General features: G+C 52.0%; 17 protein-coding genes, 2 tRNA genes and 3 rRNA genes. 10 read left to right on the forward strand and 12 right to left on the reverse strand.

Translation table 11 applies throughout. The features are described from left to right. The first annotated feature begins 94 nt into the window (after positions 1-94). Positions 95-1,009 (forward strand): DNA-binding transcriptional regulator YafC, encoded by a 915-nt coding sequence (gene yafC, locus HVZ39_RS20195; RefSeq protein ID WP_047357608.1) that lies wholly within the window; start codon positions 95-97, stop codon positions 1,007-1,009. Positions 1,010-1,029: 20 nt separating this feature from the next. Here the strand turns inward: yafC and dkgB are convergent, their stop codons facing one another. From dkgB to gmhB, 7 genes are all read right to left on the reverse strand, one after another. After that, a complete protein-coding gene (gene dkgB, locus HVZ39_RS20200; protein WP_181632896.1) occupies positions 1,030-1,833 on the reverse strand; it encodes a 2,5-didehydrogluconate reductase DkgB in 804 nt (267 codons plus the stop codon). A gap of 164 nt (positions 1,834-1,997) precedes the next feature. Then, positions 1,998-2,074 (reverse strand) — tRNA-Asp (locus tag HVZ39_RS20205). Between the two features lie 55 nt (positions 2,075-2,129). Continuing rightward, a 5S ribosomal RNA gene (rrf, locus tag HVZ39_RS20210) occupies positions 2,130-2,245 on the reverse strand. 98 nt (positions 2,246-2,343) lie between these two features. Next, positions 2,344-5,250: ribosomal RNA gene (locus HVZ39_RS20215) — 23S ribosomal RNA — on the reverse strand. A 220-nt stretch (positions 5,251-5,470) separates the two neighbouring features. Then, positions 5,471-5,546: transfer RNA gene (locus HVZ39_RS20220), tRNA-Glu, on the reverse strand. 85 nt (positions 5,547-5,631) lie between these two features. Next, a 16S ribosomal RNA gene (locus tag HVZ39_RS20225) occupies positions 5,632-7,173 on the reverse strand. Together the 16S, 23S and 5S rRNA genes with 2 tRNA genes alongside form the textbook arrangement of a ribosomal RNA operon. A 364-nt stretch (positions 7,174-7,537) precedes the next feature. Further along, on the reverse strand, positions 7,538-8,104 hold the full coding sequence (gmhB, locus tag HVZ39_RS20230; protein WP_016151783.1) for a D-glycero-beta-D-manno-heptose 1,7-bisphosphate 7-phosphatase: 567 nt from the start codon (positions 8,102-8,104) through the stop codon (positions 7,538-7,540). A 189-nt stretch (positions 8,105-8,293) separates the two neighbouring features. Between gmhB and metN the strand changes: the two genes are divergently transcribed. The 7 genes from metN to HVZ39_RS20265 all read left to right on the forward strand — a co-directional run bounded on the left by metN (position 8,294) and on the right by HVZ39_RS20265 (position 14,765). Next, positions 8,294-9,325, forward strand: coding sequence for a methionine ABC transporter ATP-binding protein MetN (gene metN, locus HVZ39_RS20235; RefSeq protein ID WP_016151782.1), 1,032 nt, complete (start codon positions 8,294-8,296; stop codon positions 9,323-9,325). Beyond that, positions 9,318-9,971 (forward strand): methionine ABC transporter permease MetI, encoded by a 654-nt coding sequence (locus HVZ39_RS20240; RefSeq protein WP_016151781.1) that lies wholly within the window; start codon positions 9,318-9,320, stop codon positions 9,969-9,971. Before metN ends, HVZ39_RS20240 begins: the two co-directional genes overlap by 8 nt. A gap of 44 nt (positions 9,972-10,015) precedes the next feature. Next, positions 10,016-10,831: a methionine ABC transporter substrate-binding lipoprotein MetQ gene (gene metQ / locus HVZ39_RS20245; protein WP_047417107.1), complete on the forward strand. Its 816-nt coding sequence runs from the start codon at positions 10,016-10,018 to the stop codon at positions 10,829-10,831. A 116-nt stretch (positions 10,832-10,947) separates the two neighbouring features. After that, positions 10,948-11,352 (forward strand): Rcs stress response system protein RcsF, encoded by a 405-nt coding sequence (gene rcsF / locus HVZ39_RS20250; protein ID WP_016151780.1) that lies wholly within the window; start codon positions 10,948-10,950, stop codon positions 11,350-11,352. Beyond that, positions 11,349-12,056 (forward strand): tRNA (N6-threonylcarbamoyladenosine(37)-N6)-methyltransferase TrmO, encoded by a 708-nt coding sequence (gene tsaA, locus HVZ39_RS20255; protein WP_016155737.1) that lies wholly within the window; start codon positions 11,349-11,351, stop codon positions 12,054-12,056. Before rcsF ends, tsaA begins: the two co-directional genes overlap by 4 nt. 113 nt (positions 12,057-12,169) lie before the next feature. Further along, a complete protein-coding gene (gene proS / locus HVZ39_RS20260) occupies positions 12,170-13,888 on the forward strand; it encodes a proline--tRNA ligase (protein WP_016151778.1) in 1,719 nt (572 codons plus the stop codon). A gap of 52 nt (positions 13,889-13,940) precedes the next feature. Beyond that, on the forward strand, positions 13,941-14,765 hold the full coding sequence (locus HVZ39_RS20265; protein WP_181632897.1) for a YaeF family permuted papain-like enzyme: 825 nt from the start codon (positions 13,941-13,943) through the stop codon (positions 14,763-14,765). Positions 14,766-14,812: 47 nt separating this feature from the next. Here the strand turns inward: HVZ39_RS20265 and nlpE are convergent, their stop codons facing one another. Genes nlpE through HVZ39_RS20280 form a run of 3 tightly spaced genes read right to left on the reverse strand, consistent with a single transcriptional unit; the run spans position 14,813 to position 16,509 of the window. Beyond that, a complete protein-coding gene (gene nlpE, locus HVZ39_RS20270; RefSeq protein WP_087121852.1) occupies positions 14,813-15,514 on the reverse strand; it encodes an envelope stress response activation lipoprotein NlpE in 702 nt (233 codons plus the stop codon). A 30-nt stretch (positions 15,515-15,544) separates the two neighbouring features. Further along, complete coding sequence (gene arfB / locus HVZ39_RS20275) at positions 15,545-15,967, reverse strand: alternative ribosome rescue aminoacyl-tRNA hydrolase ArfB (RefSeq protein ID WP_016151775.1); 423 nt, start codon at positions 15,965-15,967, stop codon at positions 15,545-15,547. Then, positions 15,964-16,509 carry a YaeQ family protein gene (locus HVZ39_RS20280; protein WP_046275338.1) on the reverse strand — a complete coding sequence of 182 codons (546 nt, stop codon included), beginning with the start codon at positions 16,507-16,509 and terminating at the stop codon, positions 15,964-15,966. Before HVZ39_RS20280 ends, arfB begins: the two co-directional genes overlap by 4 nt. A 188-nt stretch (positions 16,510-16,697) precedes the next feature. Here HVZ39_RS20280 and HVZ39_RS20285 point away from each other — a divergent pair, with 188 nt between their 5' ends. Both HVZ39_RS20285 and rof read left to right on the forward strand, forming a co-directional pair. Next, positions 16,698-16,898: a YaeP family protein gene (locus HVZ39_RS20285; protein ID WP_003018499.1), complete on the forward strand. Its 201-nt coding sequence runs from the start codon at positions 16,698-16,700 to the stop codon at positions 16,896-16,898. Further along, positions 16,885-17,145: a Rho-binding antiterminator gene (gene rof / locus HVZ39_RS20290; RefSeq protein WP_016151773.1), complete on the forward strand. Its 261-nt coding sequence runs from the start codon at positions 16,885-16,887 to the stop codon at positions 17,143-17,145. The genes HVZ39_RS20285 and rof overlap by 14 nt, the downstream gene beginning before the upstream one ends. Positions 17,146-17,199: 54 nt before the next feature. On the opposite strand, the gene tilS is transcribed toward rof, so the two are convergent. Together tilS and HVZ39_RS20300 are read right to left on the reverse strand one after the other, a co-directional pair. Beyond that, entirely contained in the window at positions 17,200-18,492 is a 1,293-nt protein-coding gene (tilS, locus tag HVZ39_RS20295) for a tRNA lysidine(34) synthetase TilS (protein ID WP_181632898.1), read from the reverse strand. A gap of 61 nt (positions 18,493-18,553) precedes the next feature. Further along, positions 18,554-18,943, reverse strand: a complete 390-nt coding sequence (locus HVZ39_RS20300; RefSeq protein WP_016151771.1) for a VOC family protein — start codon at positions 18,941-18,943, stop codon at positions 18,554-18,556. Positions 18,944-18,989 lie beyond the last annotated feature (46 nt).

Below are 18,989 nucleotides of genomic sequence, written 5' to 3' on the forward strand. Positions count from 1 at the left end.
GTAACATCAGTAATCAGATGACACGCAGTATGCCGGGATGTTTTAATAACAAAAATATTCAAAATCTCAATATAATTTTGCGTCAGGTGCAAAAATGAAAGCAACCTCTGAAGAACTTGCGATTTTTGTGGCCGTTGTGGAAAGCGGCAGTTTCAGCCGGGCGGCAGAACAACTCGGTCAGGCTAATTCCGCAGTCAGTCGGGCAGTAAAAAAGCTGGAGATGAAATTGGGTGTGAGTCTGCTTAATCGAACTACCCGACAGCTAAGCCTGACTGAAGAAGGAGAACGCTACTTCAGGCGTGTGCAGCAGATACTGCAAGAGATGGCAGCAGCAGAAACGGAAATCATGGAGTCGCGCAATACCCCGCGCGGCCTGCTGCGTATCGACGCGGCAACGCCAGTGATGCTGCATTTCCTGATGCCGCTAATCAGACCGTTCCGTGAGCGATATCCTGAGATGACATTGTCTCTTGTCTCCTCAGAAACGTTCATCAATCTTATTGAACGAAAAGTGGATGTCGCGATACGAGCAGGTACGCTGACTGACTCAAGCCTGCGTGCGCGTCCGTTGTTTACCAGCTATCGTAAGATTATTGCCTCACCGGACTATATTGCCCGTTTTGGCAAGCCCGAGACCGTCGAACAGTTAAAGCAGCATCTGTGTCTGGGGTTTTCCGAACCCGTTTCACTCAATACCTGGCCGATTGCCCGTAGCGACGGACAGCTCCATGAAGTCGAATGTGGGATTTCTTCCAACAGCGGGGAAACGTTAAAACAGCTTTGCCTGAGCGGCAATGGTATCGCATGTCTTTCAGATTATATGATTGATAAAGAGATCGCGCGGGGAGAACTGGTGGAGCTGCTGGCCGATAAACGTCTGCCAGTAGAAATGCCTTTCAGCGCCGTTTACTACAGCGATCGTGCGGTCAGTACACGCATTCGGGCATTTATAGACTTTTTAAGTGAATATATAAGAACAGCTCCCGAAGGAGCTGTGAAAGAGGGTTAAAGGTACAGAGGGTCGGGCAATTAATCCCAATCAGGGGCCAGGCCTTCCGGGCTGACCAGACGATCGTTGCAGTCCAGTGCCGCGATCGCTTTTTTATCTTCAGTATCCAAATGCAGGTCCTGCGCCAGCAGGTTGCTTGCCAGGTTTTCACGCTTGGTAGATGAAGGGATCACGGAGTAACCTTCATCCATTGCCCATGCCAGAATAACCTGCGCCGGAGTCGCGTTATGTTTAGCGGCAATGCGTGCAATCACTTCATCTTTTAGCGCCTTACCGTAAGCCAGCGTCATGTAAGAGGTGATGTGGATACCGTGCGCTTTAGCCCAGTCAACCACCTTACGACTCTGCAGATACGGAGACAGCTCAATCTGGTTGGTCGCGATATTGTCTGCACCGACTGTAGCAATGGCTTTTTCCATCAGCGGAATAGTGAAGTTTGAGACACCTATTTCGCGAGTCAGCCCCTGCTCTTTCGCTTCAAGCAGCGCCTGCATAAACTCTTCAACGGATACCGCATCGCCCGGAGATGGCCAGTGGATCAGCGTCAAATCAACATAATCCGTACGCAGTTTCTTCAGACTTTCTTTCAGACTTGGGATCAGTTTGTCTTTGCTGAGATTTTCAATCCAGATCTTGGTGGTGATGTACAACTCGTTACGCGGTACGCCACTTTCGGCAATCGCCTGACCAACAGCCGCTTCATTTTCATAGATTTGCGCAGTGTCGACAGCACGGTAGCCCAGCTCAAGCGCCGTTTTGACAGAAGCGATAACCACGTCGTCTTTCAGGCGAAACGTACCTAAACCGAATGCAGGGATAGTCATAGAATTCCTCTTTTTAATCACTATGTTCGTTAACTGAGAGGATTATGACCATCAGTTCTTTGCCGAAAAAGAGTGAAAAATGCAGAGGATTTTTGCGGATTCAGCAATAATTAAATCACTGGAAAAGAAAAAGCCCTGAGCGTTAGCTCAGGGCTCTTAATAAGTGGCGGAACGGACGGGACTCGAACCCGCGACCCCCTGCGTGACAGGCAGGTATTCTAACCAACTGAACTACCGCTCCACCGAATTTCTTTGTCACTACCCGGATTATTCATCCCGGTTTACTGCAATTTGATGCCTGGCAGTTCCCTACTCTCGCATGGGGAGACCCCACACTACCATCGGCGCTACGGCGTTTCACTTCTGAGTTCGGCATGGGGTCAGGTGGGACCACCGCGCTACAGCCGCCAGGCAAATTCTGTCTATCAACACACCTCTCGGGTCTGTCGATGTAATCTGTAATCAAGCTGAATTTCGATGTCTCTTTCGCCAAAACATCTTCGGCGTTGTAAGGTTAAGCCTCACGGTTCATTAGTATCGGTTAGCTCAACGTATCGCTACGCTTACACACCCGACCTATCAACGTCGTCGTCTTCAACGTTCCTTCAGGACCCTTAAAGGGTCAGGGAGAACTCATCTCGGGGCAAGTTTCGTGCTTAGATGCTTTCAGCACTTATCTCTTCCGCATTTAGCTACCGGGCAATGCCATTGGCATGACAACCCGAACACCAGTGATGCGTCCACTCCGGTCCTCTCGTACTAGGAGCAGCCCCCCTCAATTCTCCAGCGCCCACGGCAGATAGGGACCGAACTGTCTCACGACGTTCTAAACCCAGCTCGCGTACCACTTTAAATGGCGAACAGCCATACCCTTGGGACCTACTTCAGCCCCAGGATGTGATGAGCCGACATCGAGGTGCCAAACACCGCCGTCGATATGAACTCTTGGGCGGTATCAGCCTGTTATCCCCGGAGTACCTTTTATCCGTTGAGCGATGGCCCTTCCATTCAGAACCACCGGATCACTAAGACCTGCTTTCGCACCTGCTCGAGCCGTCACTCTCGCAGTCAAGCTAGCTTATGCCTTTGCACTAACCTCCTGATGTCCGACCAGGATTAGCTAACCTTCGTGCTCCTCCGTTACTCTTTAGGAGGAGACCGCCCCAGTCAAACTACCCACCAGACACTGTCCGCAACCCGGATCACGGGTCTACGTTAGAACACCAGCCATTAAAGGGTGGTATTTCAAGGTTGGCTCCATGCAGACTGGCGTCCACACTTCAAAGCCTCCCACCTATCCTACACATCAAGGACCAGTGTTCAGTGTCAAGCTATAGTAAAGGTTCACGGGGTCTTTCCGTCTTGCCGCGGGTACACTGCATCTTCACAGCGAGTTCAATTTCACTGAGTCTCGGGTGGAGACAGCCTGGCCATCATTACGCCATTCGTGCAGGTCGGAACTTACCCGACAAGGAATTTCGCTACCTTAGGACCGTTATAGTTACGGCCGCCGTTTACCGGGGCTTCGATCAAGAGCTTCTCCTTACGGATAACCCCATCAATTAACCTTCCGGCACCGGGCAGGCGTCACACCGTATACGTCCACTTTCGTGTTTGCACAGTGCTGTGTTTTTAATAAACAGTTGCAGCCAGCTGGTATCTTCGACTGATTTCAGCTCCATGAGTAAATCACTTCACCTACATATCAGCGTGCCTTCTCCCGAAGTTACGGCACCATTTTGCCTAGTTCCTTCACCCGAGTTCTCTCAAGCGCCTTGGTATTCTCTACCTGACCACCTGTGTCGGTTTGGGGTACGATTTTGTGTTACCTGATGCTTAGAGGCTTTTCCTGGAAGCAGGGCATTTGTTACTTCAGCACCGTAGTGCCTCGTCATCACACCTCAGCGTTAACAAGACTCCGGATTTACCTGGAATCTCCGCCTACATGCTTAAACCGGGACAACCGTCGCCCGGCTAACATAGCCTTCTCCGTCCCCCCTTCGCAGTAACACCAAGTACAGGAATATTAACCTGTTTCCCATCGACTACGCCTTTCGGCCTCGCCTTAGGGGTCGACTCACCCTGCCCCGATTAACGTTGGACAGGAACCCTTGGTCTTCCGGCGTGCGGGTTTTTCACCCGCATTATCGTTACTTATGTCAGCATTCGCACTTCTGATACCTCCAGCATGCCTCACAGCACACCTTCAACGGCTTACAGAACGCTCCCCTACCCAACAACACATAGTGTCGCTGCCGCAGCTTCGGTGCATGGTTTAGCCCCGTTACATCTTCCGCGCAGGCCGACTCGACCAGTGAGCTATTACGCTTTCTTTAAATGATGGCTGCTTCTAAGCCAACATCCTGGCTGTCTGTGCCTTCCCACATCGTTTCCCACTTAACCATGACTTTGGGACCTTAGCTGGCGGTCTGGGTTGTTTCCCTCTTCACGACGGACGTTAGCACCCGCCGTGTGTCTCCCGTGATAACATTCTTCGGTATTCGCAGTTTGCATCGGGTTGGTAAGTCGGGATGACCCCCTAGCCGAAACAGTGCTCTACCCCCGAAGATGAGTTCACGAGGCGCTACCTAAATAGCTTTCGGGGAGAACCAGCTATCTCCCGGTTTGATTGGCCTTTCACCCCCAGCCACAAGTCATCCGCTAATTTTTCAACATTAGTCGGTTCGGTCCTCCAGTTAGTGTTACCCAACCTTCAACCTGCCCATGGCTAGATCACCGGGTTTCGGGTCTATACCCTGCAACTTAACGCCCAGTTAAGACTCGGTTTCCCTTCGGCTCCCCTATTCGGTTAACCTTGCTACAGAATATAAGTCGCTGACCCATTATACAAAAGGTACGCAGTCACCCCATAAAGAGGCTCCCACTGCTTGTACGTACACGGTTTCAGGTTCTTTTTCACTCCCCTCGCCGGGGTTCTTTTCGCCTTTCCCTCACGGTACTGGTTCACTATCGGTCAGTCAGGAGTATTTAGCCTTGGAGGATGGTCCCCCCATATTCAGACAGGATACCACGTGTCCCGCCCTACTCTTCGAGTTCACAACACATGCACTTTTGTGTACGGGACTATCACCCTGTACCGTCGGACTTTCCAGACCGTTCCACTACCACACATGCTGATTCAGACTCTGGGCTGCTCCCCGTTCGCTCGCCGCTACTGGGGGAATCTCGGTTGATTTCTTTTCCTCGGGGTACTTAGATGTTTCAGTTCCCCCGGTTCGCTTCATTACGCTATGTATTCACGCAATGATAGTGTGACGAATCACACTGGGTTTCCCCATTCGGAAATCGCCGGTTATAACGGTTCATATCACCTTACCGACGCTTATCGCAGATTAGCACGTCCTTCATCGCCTCTGACTGCCAGGGCATCCACCGTGTACGCTTAGTCGCTTAACCTCACAACCCGAAGATGTTTCGTAAAACACTTCAGTGTTGCGAAAATTTGAGAGACTCGAACACACCGCTTTTCATTTCTTGTTTACGGAGAAATGAAACAGTGTGTCGTTTCAATTTTCAGCTTGATCCAGATTTTTAAAGAGCAAATATCTCAAACGAGACTCGAAAGTCTGTTTTGAGATACTTCGGTCGGCGACTTTCACTCACACATACCAGCAAGTGGCGTCCCCTAGGGGATTCGAACCCCTGTTACCGCCGTGAAAGGGCGGTGTCCTGGGCCTCTAGACGAAGGGGACACTGAAGTCTCAATCGCAAGACGCCTTGCTATTTACTTTTCATCAGACAATCTGTGTGAGCACTACAAAGAACGTTTCTTTAAGGTAAGGAGGTGATCCAACCGCAGGTTCCCCTACGGTTACCTTGTTACGACTTCACCCCAGTCATGAATCACAAAGTGGTAAGCGCCCTCCCGAAGGTTAAGCTACCTACTTCTTTTGCAACCCACTCCCATGGTGTGACGGGCGGTGTGTACAAGGCCCGGGAACGTATTCACCGTGGCATTCTGATCCACGATTACTAGCGATTCCGACTTCATGGAGTCGAGTTGCAGACTCCAATCCGGACTACGACATACTTTATGAGGTCCGCTTGCTCTCGCGAGGTCGCTTCTCTTTGTATATGCCATTGTAGCACGTGTGTAGCCCTACTCGTAAGGGCCATGATGACTTGACGTCATCCCCACCTTCCTCCAGTTTATCACTGGCAGTCTCCTTTGAGTTCCCGGCCGAACCGCTGGCAACAAAGGATAAGGGTTGCGCTCGTTGCGGGACTTAACCCAACATTTCACAACACGAGCTGACGACAGCCATGCAGCACCTGTCTCAGAGTTCCCGAAGGCACCAAAGCATCTCTGCTAAGTTCTCTGGATGTCAAGAGTAGGTAAGGTTCTTCGCGTTGCATCGAATTAAACCACATGCTCCACCGCTTGTGCGGGCCCCCGTCAATTCATTTGAGTTTTAACCTTGCGGCCGTACTCCCCAGGCGGTCGACTTAACGCGTTAGCTCCGGAAGCCACGCCTCAAGGGCACAACCTCCAAGTCGACATCGTTTACGGCGTGGACTACCAGGGTATCTAATCCTGTTTGCTCCCCACGCTTTCGCACCTGAGCGTCAGTCTTTGTCCAGGGGGCCGCCTTCGCCACCGGTATTCCTCCAGATCTCTACGCATTTCACCGCTACACCTGGAATTCTACCCCCCTCTACAAGACTCTAGCCTGCCAGTTTCGGATGCAGTTCCCAGGTTGAGCCCGGGGATTTCACATCCGACTTGACAGACCGCCTGCGTGCGCTTTACGCCCAGTAATTCCGATTAACGCTTGCACCCTCCGTATTACCGCGGCTGCTGGCACGGAGTTAGCCGGTGCTTCTTCTGCGAGTAACGTCAATTGCTGCGGTTATTAACCACAACACCTTCCTCCTCGCTGAAAGTACTTTACAACCCGAAGGCCTTCTTCATACACGCGGCATGGCTGCATCAGGCTTGCGCCCATTGTGCAATATTCCCCACTGCTGCCTCCCGTAGGAGTCTGGACCGTGTCTCAGTTCCAGTGTGGCTGGTCATCCTCTCAGACCAGCTAGGGATCGTCGCCTAGGTGAGCCGTTACCCCACCTACTAGCTAATCCCATCTGGGCACATCCGATGGCAAGAGGCCCGAAGGTCCCCCTCTTTGGTCTTGCGACGTTATGCGGTATTAGCTACCGTTTCCAGTAGTTATCCCCCTCCATCGGGCAGTTTCCCAGACATTACTCACCCGTCCGCCACTCGTCACCCAAGGAGCAAGCTCCTCTGTGCTACCGTTCGACTTGCATGTGTTAGGCCTGCCGCCAGCGTTCAATCTGAGCCATGATCAAACTCTTCAATTTAAGTTTGATGCTCGTGAATTAAACTTCGTAATGAATTACGTGTTCACTCAGAGACTTGGTATTCATTTTTCGTCTTGCGACGTTAAGAATCCGTATCTTCGAGTGCCCACACAGATTGTCTGATAAATTGTTAAAGAGCAGTTGCGACGCGCTTTAGCGTTCTGTCGCGAGGTGGCGTATATTACGCTTTCCTCTTTCAGAGTCAACCCTCATTTTCAGGTTTTTCTCTTCAACCGAACCGGCTGTTTGTGTGAAGTGATTCACATCCGCCGTGTCGATGGAGGCGCATTATAGGGAGTCGACTCAGGAAGACAAGCGGAAAAATGCATTTTTGTTTCAACCGCTCACCTTTTATCCATTGCGCTTACTTTTGCTGCTTTTTTATCGCCATTGGCAGGTCTGCCAGACTGTTTATGACCAAATCTGCCGCATTTTCTGCTTCCGGCGTAACAGGTTTACCCGTGCGCACCAGAACCTTCGTTCCAACATTCGCCGCTGCTGCTGCCTGCATATCTTCTATCTTGTCGCCTACCATATAGGAAGCGGCCATATCGATATGCAGGAAGTCTCGGGCGGAGATCAACATTCCAGGATGCGGTTTACGACAGTCGCAGACCTGACGATACTCTTCTACTGTGCCCTGCGGATGATGCGGGCAATAGTAGATACCATCCAAATCAACGTCGCGATCGGCCAGCGACCAGTCCATCCATTCGGTCAACGTTTCAAACTGTGCCTCAGTAAATTTGCCACGAGCGATACCAGACTGGTTTGTCACGATAATGAGCGCGTAACCCATATTTTTAAGTTCACGCATGGCATCAATAACGCCGTCGATAAACTCGAACTCGTCAATCTCATGTACGTAACCGTGGTCCACATTAATGGTGCCGTCGCGGTCGAGAAAAATTGCGGGTACAGATTTTGCCACCTTTTATAGCTCCTGAATAAGGCATGTGGCTCTAGTATCGCATGTTTCGGCGGGCAAGAAAGTGCTCATCGTGCAAAGCTAGATTGATTTAGACGTCTGGATGCCTTAACATCCATCTTGTTGACGGCTTCGACCGTCCCAGACAGACGAAAATGCCACGGCTAACTTAATTACGATAATAAATAACCAATGATTAAACTTTCGAATATCACCAAAGTGTTCCAGCAGGGGACTCGCACCATTCAGGCGCTAAATAAAGTCAGCCTGCACGTTCCTGCCGGGCAGATTTATGGCGTCATTGGCGCCTCCGGTGCCGGTAAAAGTACGCTCATTCGCTGCGTTAACTTACTTGAACGCCCAACCGAAGGCAGTGTTCAGGTTGGCGGTCAGGAGCTGACGACGCTTTCTGAATCCGAGCTGACCAAAGCTCGCCGTCAAATCGGCATGATTTTCCAACACTTTAACCTGCTCTCTTCCCGTACCGTGTTTGGCAACGTCGCGCTGCCGCTGGAACTGGATAACACGCCAAAGGAAGAGATCAAACGCCGTGTAACAGAACTGCTGGATTTAGTCGGCCTTGGCGACAAGCACGACAGCTACCCGGCCAACCTTTCCGGCGGACAAAAACAGCGAGTGGCGATTGCGCGTGCGCTGGCCAGCAATCCAAAAGTGTTGCTGTGTGATGAAGCCACCAGCGCACTTGATCCGGCAACAACCCGCTCGATTCTGGAATTATTGAAAGACATTAACCGTCGTTTGGGACTCACCATTCTGCTGATTACCCATGAGATGGACGTTGTAAAACGCATTTGTGACTGCGTGGCGGTCATCAGTAATGGTGAGCTGATTGAGCAGGACACCGTCAGCGAAGTGTTCTCCCACCCGAAAACGCCGCTGGCACAGAAATTTATCCAGTCCACGCTACACCTGGATATCCCGGAAGATTATCTGGAACGTTTAAAAGCAAAGCCAGAAGCCGACAGCGTGCCAATGCTGCGCATGGAATTCACCGGTCATTCGGTTGATGCGCCATTACTTTCTGAGACGGCCCGTCGCTTTAACGTGAATAACAACATTATTAGCGCGCAGATGGATTACGCCGGCGGCGTGAAGTTCGGCATCATGCTGACTGAAATGCACGGCACACAGGAAGATACACAAGCAGCCATTAACTGGTTGCAGGAACACCATGTAAAAGTAGAGGTACTGGGTTATGTCTGAGCCGATGATGTGGCTGCTGGTTCGCGGCGTATGGGAAACGCTGGCAATGACCTTTGTGTCCGGTTTTTTTGGTTTTGTGATTGGCCTGCCGGTTGGCGTGTTGCTGTACGTAACGCGGCCGGGGCAAATCATTGAGAACGCGAAGCTCTACCGCACGCTCTCTGCACTGGTGAATATTTTCCGTTCCATCCCGTTCATTATCTTGCTGGTGTGGATGATTCCGTTCACCCGCATGATCGTTGGCACCTCTATTGGGCTGCAGGCCGCTATCGTCCCGCTGACCGTCGGCGCCGCGCCGTTTATCGCCCGTATGGTGGAAAACGCGCTGCTCGAAATCCCGACCGGGCTGATTGAAGCCTCCCGTGCAATGGGCGCCACGCCGCTGCAAATTGTACGTAAGGTATTACTTCCAGAAGCACTGCCTGGACTGGTCAATGCGGCCACCATCACCCTTATCACGCTGGTGGGGTATTCCGCGATGGGCGGTGCCGTCGGTGCCGGTGGCCTTGGCCAGATTGGTTATCAGTACGGTTATATTGGCTACAACGCTACCGTCATGAATACAGTGCTGGTATTGCTCGTCATTCTGGTTTATTTAATTCAGTTATCCGGCGATCGCATCGTCCGGGCTGTCACGCACAAATAACGTTGCACACAACACTAAAAACTCATTAAGAAAAGGAAATAAGCATGGCGTTCAAATTCAAAACCTTTGCGGCAGTTGGAGCCCTGATCGGTTCTCTGGCACTTGTGGGTTGCGGTCAGGATGAAAAAGATCCTAACCACATCAAAGTGGGCGTTATTGTTGGCGCAGAGCAGCAGGTCGCAGAAGTCGCGCAGAAAGTGGCTAAAGAAAAATACGGTCTGGACGTTGAGCTGGTCACGTTTAACGATTACGTCCTGCCTAACGAAGCACTGAGCAAAGGCGATATTGATGCTAACGCCTTCCAGCACAAACCGTACCTGGATCAACAGATCAAAGATCGCGGCTACAAACTGGTTGCTGCAGGTAATACTTTTGTTTACCCGATTGCGGGCTACTCTAAAAAAATCAAATCACTGGATGAGTTGCAAGAAGGTTCTCAGGTCGCGATTCCAAACGATCCGACTAACCTTGGCCGCTCCCTGCTGCTGCTGCAAAAAGTGGGCTTAATCAAACTGAAAGAGGGTGTTGGTCTGCTGCCGACCGCGCTGGACGTGATTGAAAACCCGAAAAACCTGAAGCTGGTTGAACTGGAAGCGCCGCAGCTGCCGCGTTCCCTGGACGATGCGCAAATCGCACTGGCGGTCATCAACACGACCTACGCCAGCCAGATCGGCCTGACCCCGGCTAAAGACGGTATCTTTGTTGAAGATAAAGATTCTCCGTACGTAAACCTGATCGTGACTCGTGAAGACAATAAAGATGCTGAGAATGTGAAGAAATTCGTTCAGGCATACCAGTCTGACGAAGTGTACGAAGCAGCAAACAAAGTCTTCAACGGCGGTGCTGTTAAGGGCTGGTAATTTTAGGCTGTTTCCAGAATCTGTAATATCATCAGGACGGGCGCTTGCCCGTCTTGTCATTTATGCAAGCACCTGATTCAATATCTGACGTTTAGATCATTCATTGAGGAAATATTATGCGTGCTTTACCGATCTGTTTAGTAGCACTCATGCTGAGCGGCTGTTCTATGTTAAGCAGATCCCCTGTTGAACCCGTTCAAAGCACCGCTACCCCGCCTAAAGCGGAGCCGGAAAAACCCAAAGCACCGCGCGCGGCGCCGGTAAGAATCATTACTAACGCTGAAGATTTAGTTGGCAAACCGTTCCGCGATCTCGGCGAAGTCAGCGGCGAATCCTGCCAGGCATCCAACCAGGATTCTCCACCGAGCATTCCAACCGCACGCAAACGCATGCAGATTAACGCATCTAAAATGAAAGCAAATGCGGTATTGCTGCACAGTTGCGAAGTAACCAGCGGAACGCCGGGTTGCTATCGCCAGGCGGTTTGCATCGGTTCTGCACTGAACATTTCGGCGAAATGAGCCATTTTCAGTTCGAGCAAATAGGCGTTATCCGCTCACCTTATAAAGAAAAGTTCGCCGTTCCACGCCAGCCGGGTCTGGTGAAAAGTGCCAACGGTGAACTGCATTTGCTCGCACCTTATAACCAGGCCGATGCCGTTCGCGGCCTGGAAGCCTTCAGCCATTTGTGGGTGATTTTTGTTTTTCACCAGACAATGGAAGGTGGATGGCGTCCAACCGTGCGCCCTCCCCGTCTTGGCGGCAATGCCAGAATGGGCGTCTTTGCCACGCGTTCAACGTTTCGTCCGAACCCTGTTGGCATGTCGTTGGTTGAGCTGCGGGGCATCCGTTGCCATAAAGAGCACGTAATCCTTGAGCTCGGCGGGCTGGATCTTGTTGATGGCACACCGGTAGTGGATATAAAACCGTATTTGCCGTTTGCCGAATCGCTGCCTGATGCTCGCGCCAGCTATGCTCAGGACGCGCCGCAGGCCAGTGTAGACGTGACGTTCAGTGAAGAGCTCGCTGAGCAACTCCCAAAGCTCGAACAGCGTTACCCGCATCTTCGTCAGTTTATTGCCGAAGTGCTAGCGCAGGATCCGCGTCCTGCCTACCGTAAAAACGAGGAAGAAGGTAAAACCTATGCCGTCTGGTTGCTGGACTTTAACGTCCGCTGGCGCGTGACGCCGTCAGGATTTGAGGTCTTTGCTCTGGAAGCCCGCTAATTTGCATCGCGTACTCTTTTGACATCCCCTTCTCGCTGGTAAACTAAACCACTTTTGTTTTGTGCCAGGCTCATTTTGAGCCTGTTCGATCGTTCAACTGGAACCGTAACAACATGCGTACTAGCCAATATCTGCTCTCCACTCTGAAGGAGACACCTGCCGACGCCGAGGTCATCAGCCACCAGCTGATGCTGCGCGCCGGGATGATCCGCAAGCTGGCCTCCGGGTTATATACCTGGCTGCCGACCGGCGTGCGCGTCCTGAAAAAAGTCGAAAACATCGTGCGTGAAGAGATGAACAACGCCGGTGCGATCGAGGTGTTGATGCCGGTCGTTCAGCCTTCTGAACTGTGGGAAGAGAGCGGCCGTTGGGAACAATACGGCCCGGAACTGCTGCGTATTGCTGACCGTGGCGATCGTTCGTTCGTACTCGGCCCAACGCATGAAGAAGTGATCACCGACCTGATCCGTAATGAGCTGAGCTCTTACAAACAGCTGCCGCTGAACTTCTATCAGATCCAGACCAAATTCCGTGACGAAGTGCGTCCGCGCTTCGGCGTGATGCGTTCCCGCGAATTCCTGATGAAAGATGCCTACTCTTTCCACACCTCTCAGGAATCTCTGCAGGAAACCTACGACGCGATGTACGCTGCGTACAGCAAAATCTTCAGCCGTATGGGGCTGGATTTCCGTGCGGTACAAGCGGATACCGGTTCTATCGGCGGCAGCGCCTCTCACGAATTCCAGGTGCTGGCGCAGAGCGGTGAAGACGATGTGATCTTCTCTGACTCTTCCGACTATGCGGCAAACATCGAGTTTGCCGAAGCTGTTGCACCGAAAGAACCGCGCGCCGCTGCAACACAGGAAATGACGCTGGTTGATACGCCGAACGCTAAGACCATCGCCGAGCTGGTTGAACAATTCAACCTGCCTATCGAGAAAACCGTGAAAACCCTGCTGGTGAAAGCGGTTGAAGGCAGCAGCTACCCGCTGGTTGCGCTGCTGGTTCGTGGCGATCACGAGCTGAACGAAGTCAAGGCGGAAAAACTGCCGCAGGTTGCCAGCCCGCTGACCTTCGCCACCGAAGAAGAAATTCGTGCGCTGGTTAAAGCAGGTCCAGGATCTCTGGGTCCGGTGAACATGCCTATTCCGGTGGTTATCGACCGTACCGTTGCGGTAATGAGCGATTTTGCTGCCGGTGCCAACATCGACGGTAAACACTATTTCGGTATCAACTGGGATCGCGATGTGGCCACCCCGGAAGTGGCTGACATTCGTAACGTGGTCGCCGGCGATCCAAGCCCGGATGGCAAAGGTACGCTGATGATCAAACGCGGTATCGAAGTGGGCCACATCTTCCAGTTGGGTACCAAGTACTCTGAAGCGATGAAAGCCGCCGTTCAGGGAGAAGATGGTCGTAACCAGACGCTGACCATGGGCTGCTACGGTATCGGGGTCACTCGCGTTGTGGCTGCTGCGATTGAACAGAACTACGACGATCGCGGCATTGTATGGCCAGACGCCATTGCCCCGTTCCAGGTTGCTATTCTGCCGATGAACATGCACAAATCCTACCGTGTGCAGGAGCTGGCTGAAAAGCTGTACGCGGAGCTGCGCGCGCAGGGTATTGAAGTGCTGATGGACGATCGTAAAGAGCGTCCAGGCGTGATGTTTGCTGATATGGAGCTCATCGGTATTCCGCATACCATCGTGCTGGGCGACCGTAACCTCGACAACGACGATATCGAATACAAATACCGTCGTAACGGCGAGAAAGAGCTGATTAAAACCGGCGACATCGTCGACTACCTGGTCAAAGCTATTAAAGGCTAATACCAGCACAAGGCCCTGAGGATCAGGGCCTTTTTTACATGGATTGTATAAAATGGCTAAACCAACGGCGTATTACTGCCTGCTCCTCCCCTTCGGTCTTCTGCTTTCAGCCTGCACGATTGACGTCAGTCAGCAAAATTCATCAGCAACGGCTGTTGATGCCCAGGCAAAGAAATGGGAGGTAAAACTCCAGCATCAAAGCTCATTTACCGATCAAGCGCTGTATGAAATTACGGATACCGACCTCAGGCCGGGCGACCTGCTGTTTTACTCTAGTCTTGGGGTGACCTCATTTGGTATTCGCGCGTTCAGCACCTCTTCTGTCAGCCATGTCGCCGTTTACCTTGGCGATAATGAAGTTGCCGAAGCGACCGGGGCTGGCGTACAAATCGTGACGCTGAAACAGGCCATGAAGCATAGCGATAAACTTTTTGCCTTGAGAGTGCCGGATCTTACGCCGCAGCAGGCCGCAGAAATCAAAGCATTTGCTTATAAAATCAAAGACAGTGGCTATAACTATCGCGGCATCGTCGAATTTATTCCGTTTATGGTGACCCGGCAAATATGTTCATTGAATCCTTTCTCAGAGGATTTTCGCCAGCAATGCGTCAGCGGGCTGGCAAAAGCACAGTTGAACAATACCAGCGAAGGAGAAAAGAAGGCGTGGTTTTGCTCCGAATTCGTAACCGATGCGTTTGCCACAGCCGGGCACCCGCTAACAATGGCGCAGCCGGGTTGGATTAGCCCTTCCGACCTGATGCATATGCGCGAAGGTGACATTTCCGCGTTTAAGTCTGAAACGCAGCTACAGTATATCGGCCACCTGAAGTTAGGGATTTATATCAAAACCAGCCGTTTTGTTGGATTGATCCGATAAGAAAAAACTGTCCGAGCGATCGCCGAACAGTTTTTATAAGCTGCAAATTAATCATCGCAACTCTGGCCAGGGATAAACTTAATTTCTTTATCCGCTCTTAAGGTTTTCACTGGCGTGCCCGTATCAGGATTTTCTTCCATCGTGAAGTGCCCTTCCACAGTAAGCAGAACTGCCTTATCCGTTGCACCACGCGCAGTCAGATAATCTCGCTCCAGTTGTGCATTGTTCGCGACAGAGACTCTTTTACCCGTCGCACAATCAGTGAAGGTTGCCGCGTCAGCCATATAGAAGTACATCCCCCGCATCGGCATTGGCGTCACCGGTAAGCTCGCGGAAACTGGCTCAAGCGTGTAGTTGAACTGTGACTCAATCGGGTTACCTTCACGATCGAGCATCTCCAGCGCTTCACCTTTTGCCCGGTAGTACGACTTTTCACCTTTGCTGTCAGTCAGCACCAGCTTATCGGCAGTGCGCGCCCATGTACCATAAGAAGCAAAGGAGGACGGTTCATCCCGCACGCCCTGATAGCGTTCGTTCATCACCCATGTGCCGTCTTTTTCCAGGAACAGAGAGGTTTCAATTCCTTCGCAGTCCGCGCAAGGCAAAATGCCACGCCAGCTTTGCTGCATCGGTTTTAATTCTGCCGCCCGCGTCGGCTGTAGTACATCGACTTCAGTACGGTTGTTACAGCCGATCAAGGAAAAAAGCGTGCATGCAGCGACCACGGACAATATTGCTGTTTTCACTATGAATTCCTTATAATTTTTTATTCCCGCTCGTCAGTCTTGCGTTCGACGAACTCTCCCACGCAGTGCTTTCACTGTGGATTTTTGCGCCTTCGATGACAACCTGCGCTCTTTCGAGGCGCGCGTAGGACGTGTTGCCTGTCGGCTTTTTTGCACCGCGGTTAATTCTTTTATCACCGCCACCAGTCGGGAGATTGCCGCTTCCCGATTTAACTCCTGGCTACGGTATTCCTGCGCCTTAATGATAATAACGCCATCGCTGCTAATCAGATGATGGCTGGCGGCCAGCAGACGTTCCTTGTAATACTCTGGCAGGCCTGAGGCCCGAATGTCAAAGCGCAAATGGATAGCCGTGGAGGTCTTGTTAACGTGCTGACCGCCCGCGCCCTGTGCCCGAATCGCCGTGATTTCCAGCTCACTGTCAGGGATAGAGACGTTTCGGGAGATAACAATCATGAACGCGGCTGCCACGCGGTCAGATGAATTTCCAGATTGTTCTGAGAATCAGACAGCCAGATAGCGCCATCCTGGATAGTTGCCTGCAGCGCCATTGTACGACCAGCAAAATCACTCAGTTGCGCCAGCTGTTCATCATCCAGATACCACACGGTGAGATTTTTAAACTGCGCACACTTGTTCTGGTTTTGCTGCCACCAGATCTGGGCCGCACGGCTGTTGTAAGTAAACAGAGCAACCTCACCAGACTGGGTACAGGCTTTTTTAATACGACGCTCATCCGGCAGACCCAGTTCAATCCAGAGATCGATGCCCAGATGGTCGTTACGCAGCCATGCTTCAGGCTCGTCTTCAGCACTCAGGCCACGCGTGAACTGCAGCCGTTCATCGGCATATTTAATCCAGGCCAGCAGGCGCAGCATCATGCGCTCCTGGGTTTCAGAGGGATGACGCGCCAGCGTCAAGGCCGCGTCAAGGAACTGGTTGCGGTCGAGATCCGCTACGTTGACGACGGCTTTATAAATTGTCGCTTTAAGCGCCATGAGAGAACTCCTTTCGAATCAGGCGCTCATTGTAGCGAAAACTGCGGCAAAAGGCTGCTAACAGCTCCTCAATCAAGGCGCTGATATTGCTTGAATGAGTATGGTATAGTCACCTTGCTAAACAGAGTTTATCTTCGTAGGCTTAGACTTGCATCCACGGTTAAGTCAGAGTGCTGACAGGAGGGCATGTGGAAAAATATTGTGAGTTAATACGCAAGCGGTACGCGGAAATCGCCAGCGGAGACTTAGGGTATATCCCGGATGCGCTGGGTTGCGTATTGAAGGTGCTTAATGAAGTGGCGGCAGACAGCGCCCTTCCAGAGTCGGTCAGGGAAAAAGCGGCCTATGCTGCCGCCAACTTACTGGTGAGCGATTATGTCAATGAATGAAACGTATCAACCCATCAATTGTGATGATTACGACAATCTTGAACTCGCCTGCCAGAACCATTTGTTACTGACGCTGGCGCTAAAAGATGGCGAAGTTTTGCAGGCGAAAGCGAATGACCTGGTTTCACGCAAAAACGTGGAGTATCTGGTCGCAGATGTCGCAGGTGAAATCCGGGAGCTTCGTCTCGATAAAATTGCCAGCTTCAGCCACCCGCAAATCGGTACCGTGGTCGTCAGCGAATCTTAGCTTTTCTTGCGCCTTATCAGGCCTAAATGACCAGGCCTGATAATCGCACCGACATCAGGCATGCCAAATCAGACTCATACCTTCTTCATCTACCGCCGCACCCTCACGCGTCACAAAAACACCCGCAGCCGCTATCAACGTTTCACCGTAAAACAACAACGGCGTGGTATCTCGTCGCCAGGGCGGGATCCCCTGCTCCTGCCAGATTTTCTTTAATTTACGTCCACCGTTACGCCCGACAATATGCAATACGCCTGGCGCTTTAAAACGAATACTGACGGCTTCACCTGCTTGCGGCATGCGCAATTCGCCAGCAGAGATTAGCTGCACCGAGCCTAACCCGGCAGGCAGCGTCAACGGCGTTTCCCGACATGACCACGGGATGACGGTTTCGCTTTGCCCGTCGACCGATTTAACCCACCATAGCTGTGACTGATAGCGACGGACCTCATATTCTCCTAGACGAAAACAGGGGGAAGCATCTTCTCGCGCCAACGCCACTTCGTGCCAGATACGTTCCAGCCCGTCCCGGGAAGGCATCGGCGCATTTACCCCAGCCAACCAGCGACGAAGCAGAGCGGCACGTCGCACGCCACTCATCATCATTAACGGTGCCAGTAACAGTGTGCCTTGGGCAGTCACGCAGTCGGCTAAATCATTGGCCAGCAGTTCATCCAGTAAACTCTCCTGCTCGGCGCACAGCGCGGCGCTGCGGGCTGCGGCTTGCGCGAAGTGCGGCCATCGTTGTTGGAGCAAGGGGGTAACGCGCAATCTGAGAAAATTGCGATCGTAGGCATCATCCTGATTACTTTCATCTTCGATCCAGCATAATTCATGCTGTCGCGCCCATGCTTCAAGCGCCTCTCGCGTTTGCGCCAGCAGCGGTCGAATCAGTTGGGTTCCGGCAAATGGTGAGCTTTCGCCCATGGCGGAAAGCCCGGCAGGACCACTGCCGCGCTTAAGCGCCAGTAGAAAGGTTTCACACTGGTCGTCGAGATGCTGGGCGGTCATCAGCACTTCACCCGGTAGTAAGGTCTGCGCAAATGCCTGATAGCGCGCGCGTCGCGCCTGAGCTTCGATGCCCAGACCATCATCCTCAAGATGGACCCGTTCAACCACCAGCGGCACCTGCCACTGTGCGCATACCGACTCACAGTGTTGTACCCAACTGTCTGCCTGCGGGCTTAATCCGTGATGAATATGGATTGCGCGCAAGGCAACCTCAGGATTTTGCGCTCGCCACAGTACCAGCTGATGCAGCAGCACGGTGGAGTCCAGCCCGCCGCTAAAGGCGACCAGAATCGATTGAGAATTTAGCAGTGAAGTGTTCAGCGTGAGTGTCGTCATGATGGTTACTTACAAGGGCATTGCCCGGCACATTGCCAGGCTAATGCCACAATGATAAGACTTACAGCTCGTACAGTTCGAGCGGTAATCCGTCCGGATCGTTAAAAAACGTAAAGCGTTTGCCGGTAAACGGATCGATACGCACGGATTCGCACTTCACGTGGTGAGCTTCCAGATGCGCGATCGCTTTTTCCACGTCATCTACGCTGAACGCCAGATGGCGTAAACCGCAGGCTTCCGGTCGGCTCGGACGGCAAGGCGGAAATGGAAAAGAAAAAAGCTCAATCACATACTGACCGTTCAATGCCAGATCACCCTTCCACGAGTCACGTTCTTCCCGGTAGGCTTCGCTGATTAGCGTAAAGCCCAGCACATCACAGTAAAATGCCTTACTCGCCGCGTAGTCCGTCGCAATAATGGCAATATGGTGAACCTGTTTTAATCCCAGCATAGCGTCATCGCCTCTTTCGTTTTTCTGCCAGCACGTTACTCGTGCG

Source organism: Citrobacter sp. RHB35-C21 (genome assembly GCF_013816515.1).
Classification (GTDB): Bacteria; Pseudomonadota; Gammaproteobacteria; order Enterobacterales; family Enterobacteriaceae; genus Citrobacter; species Citrobacter braakii.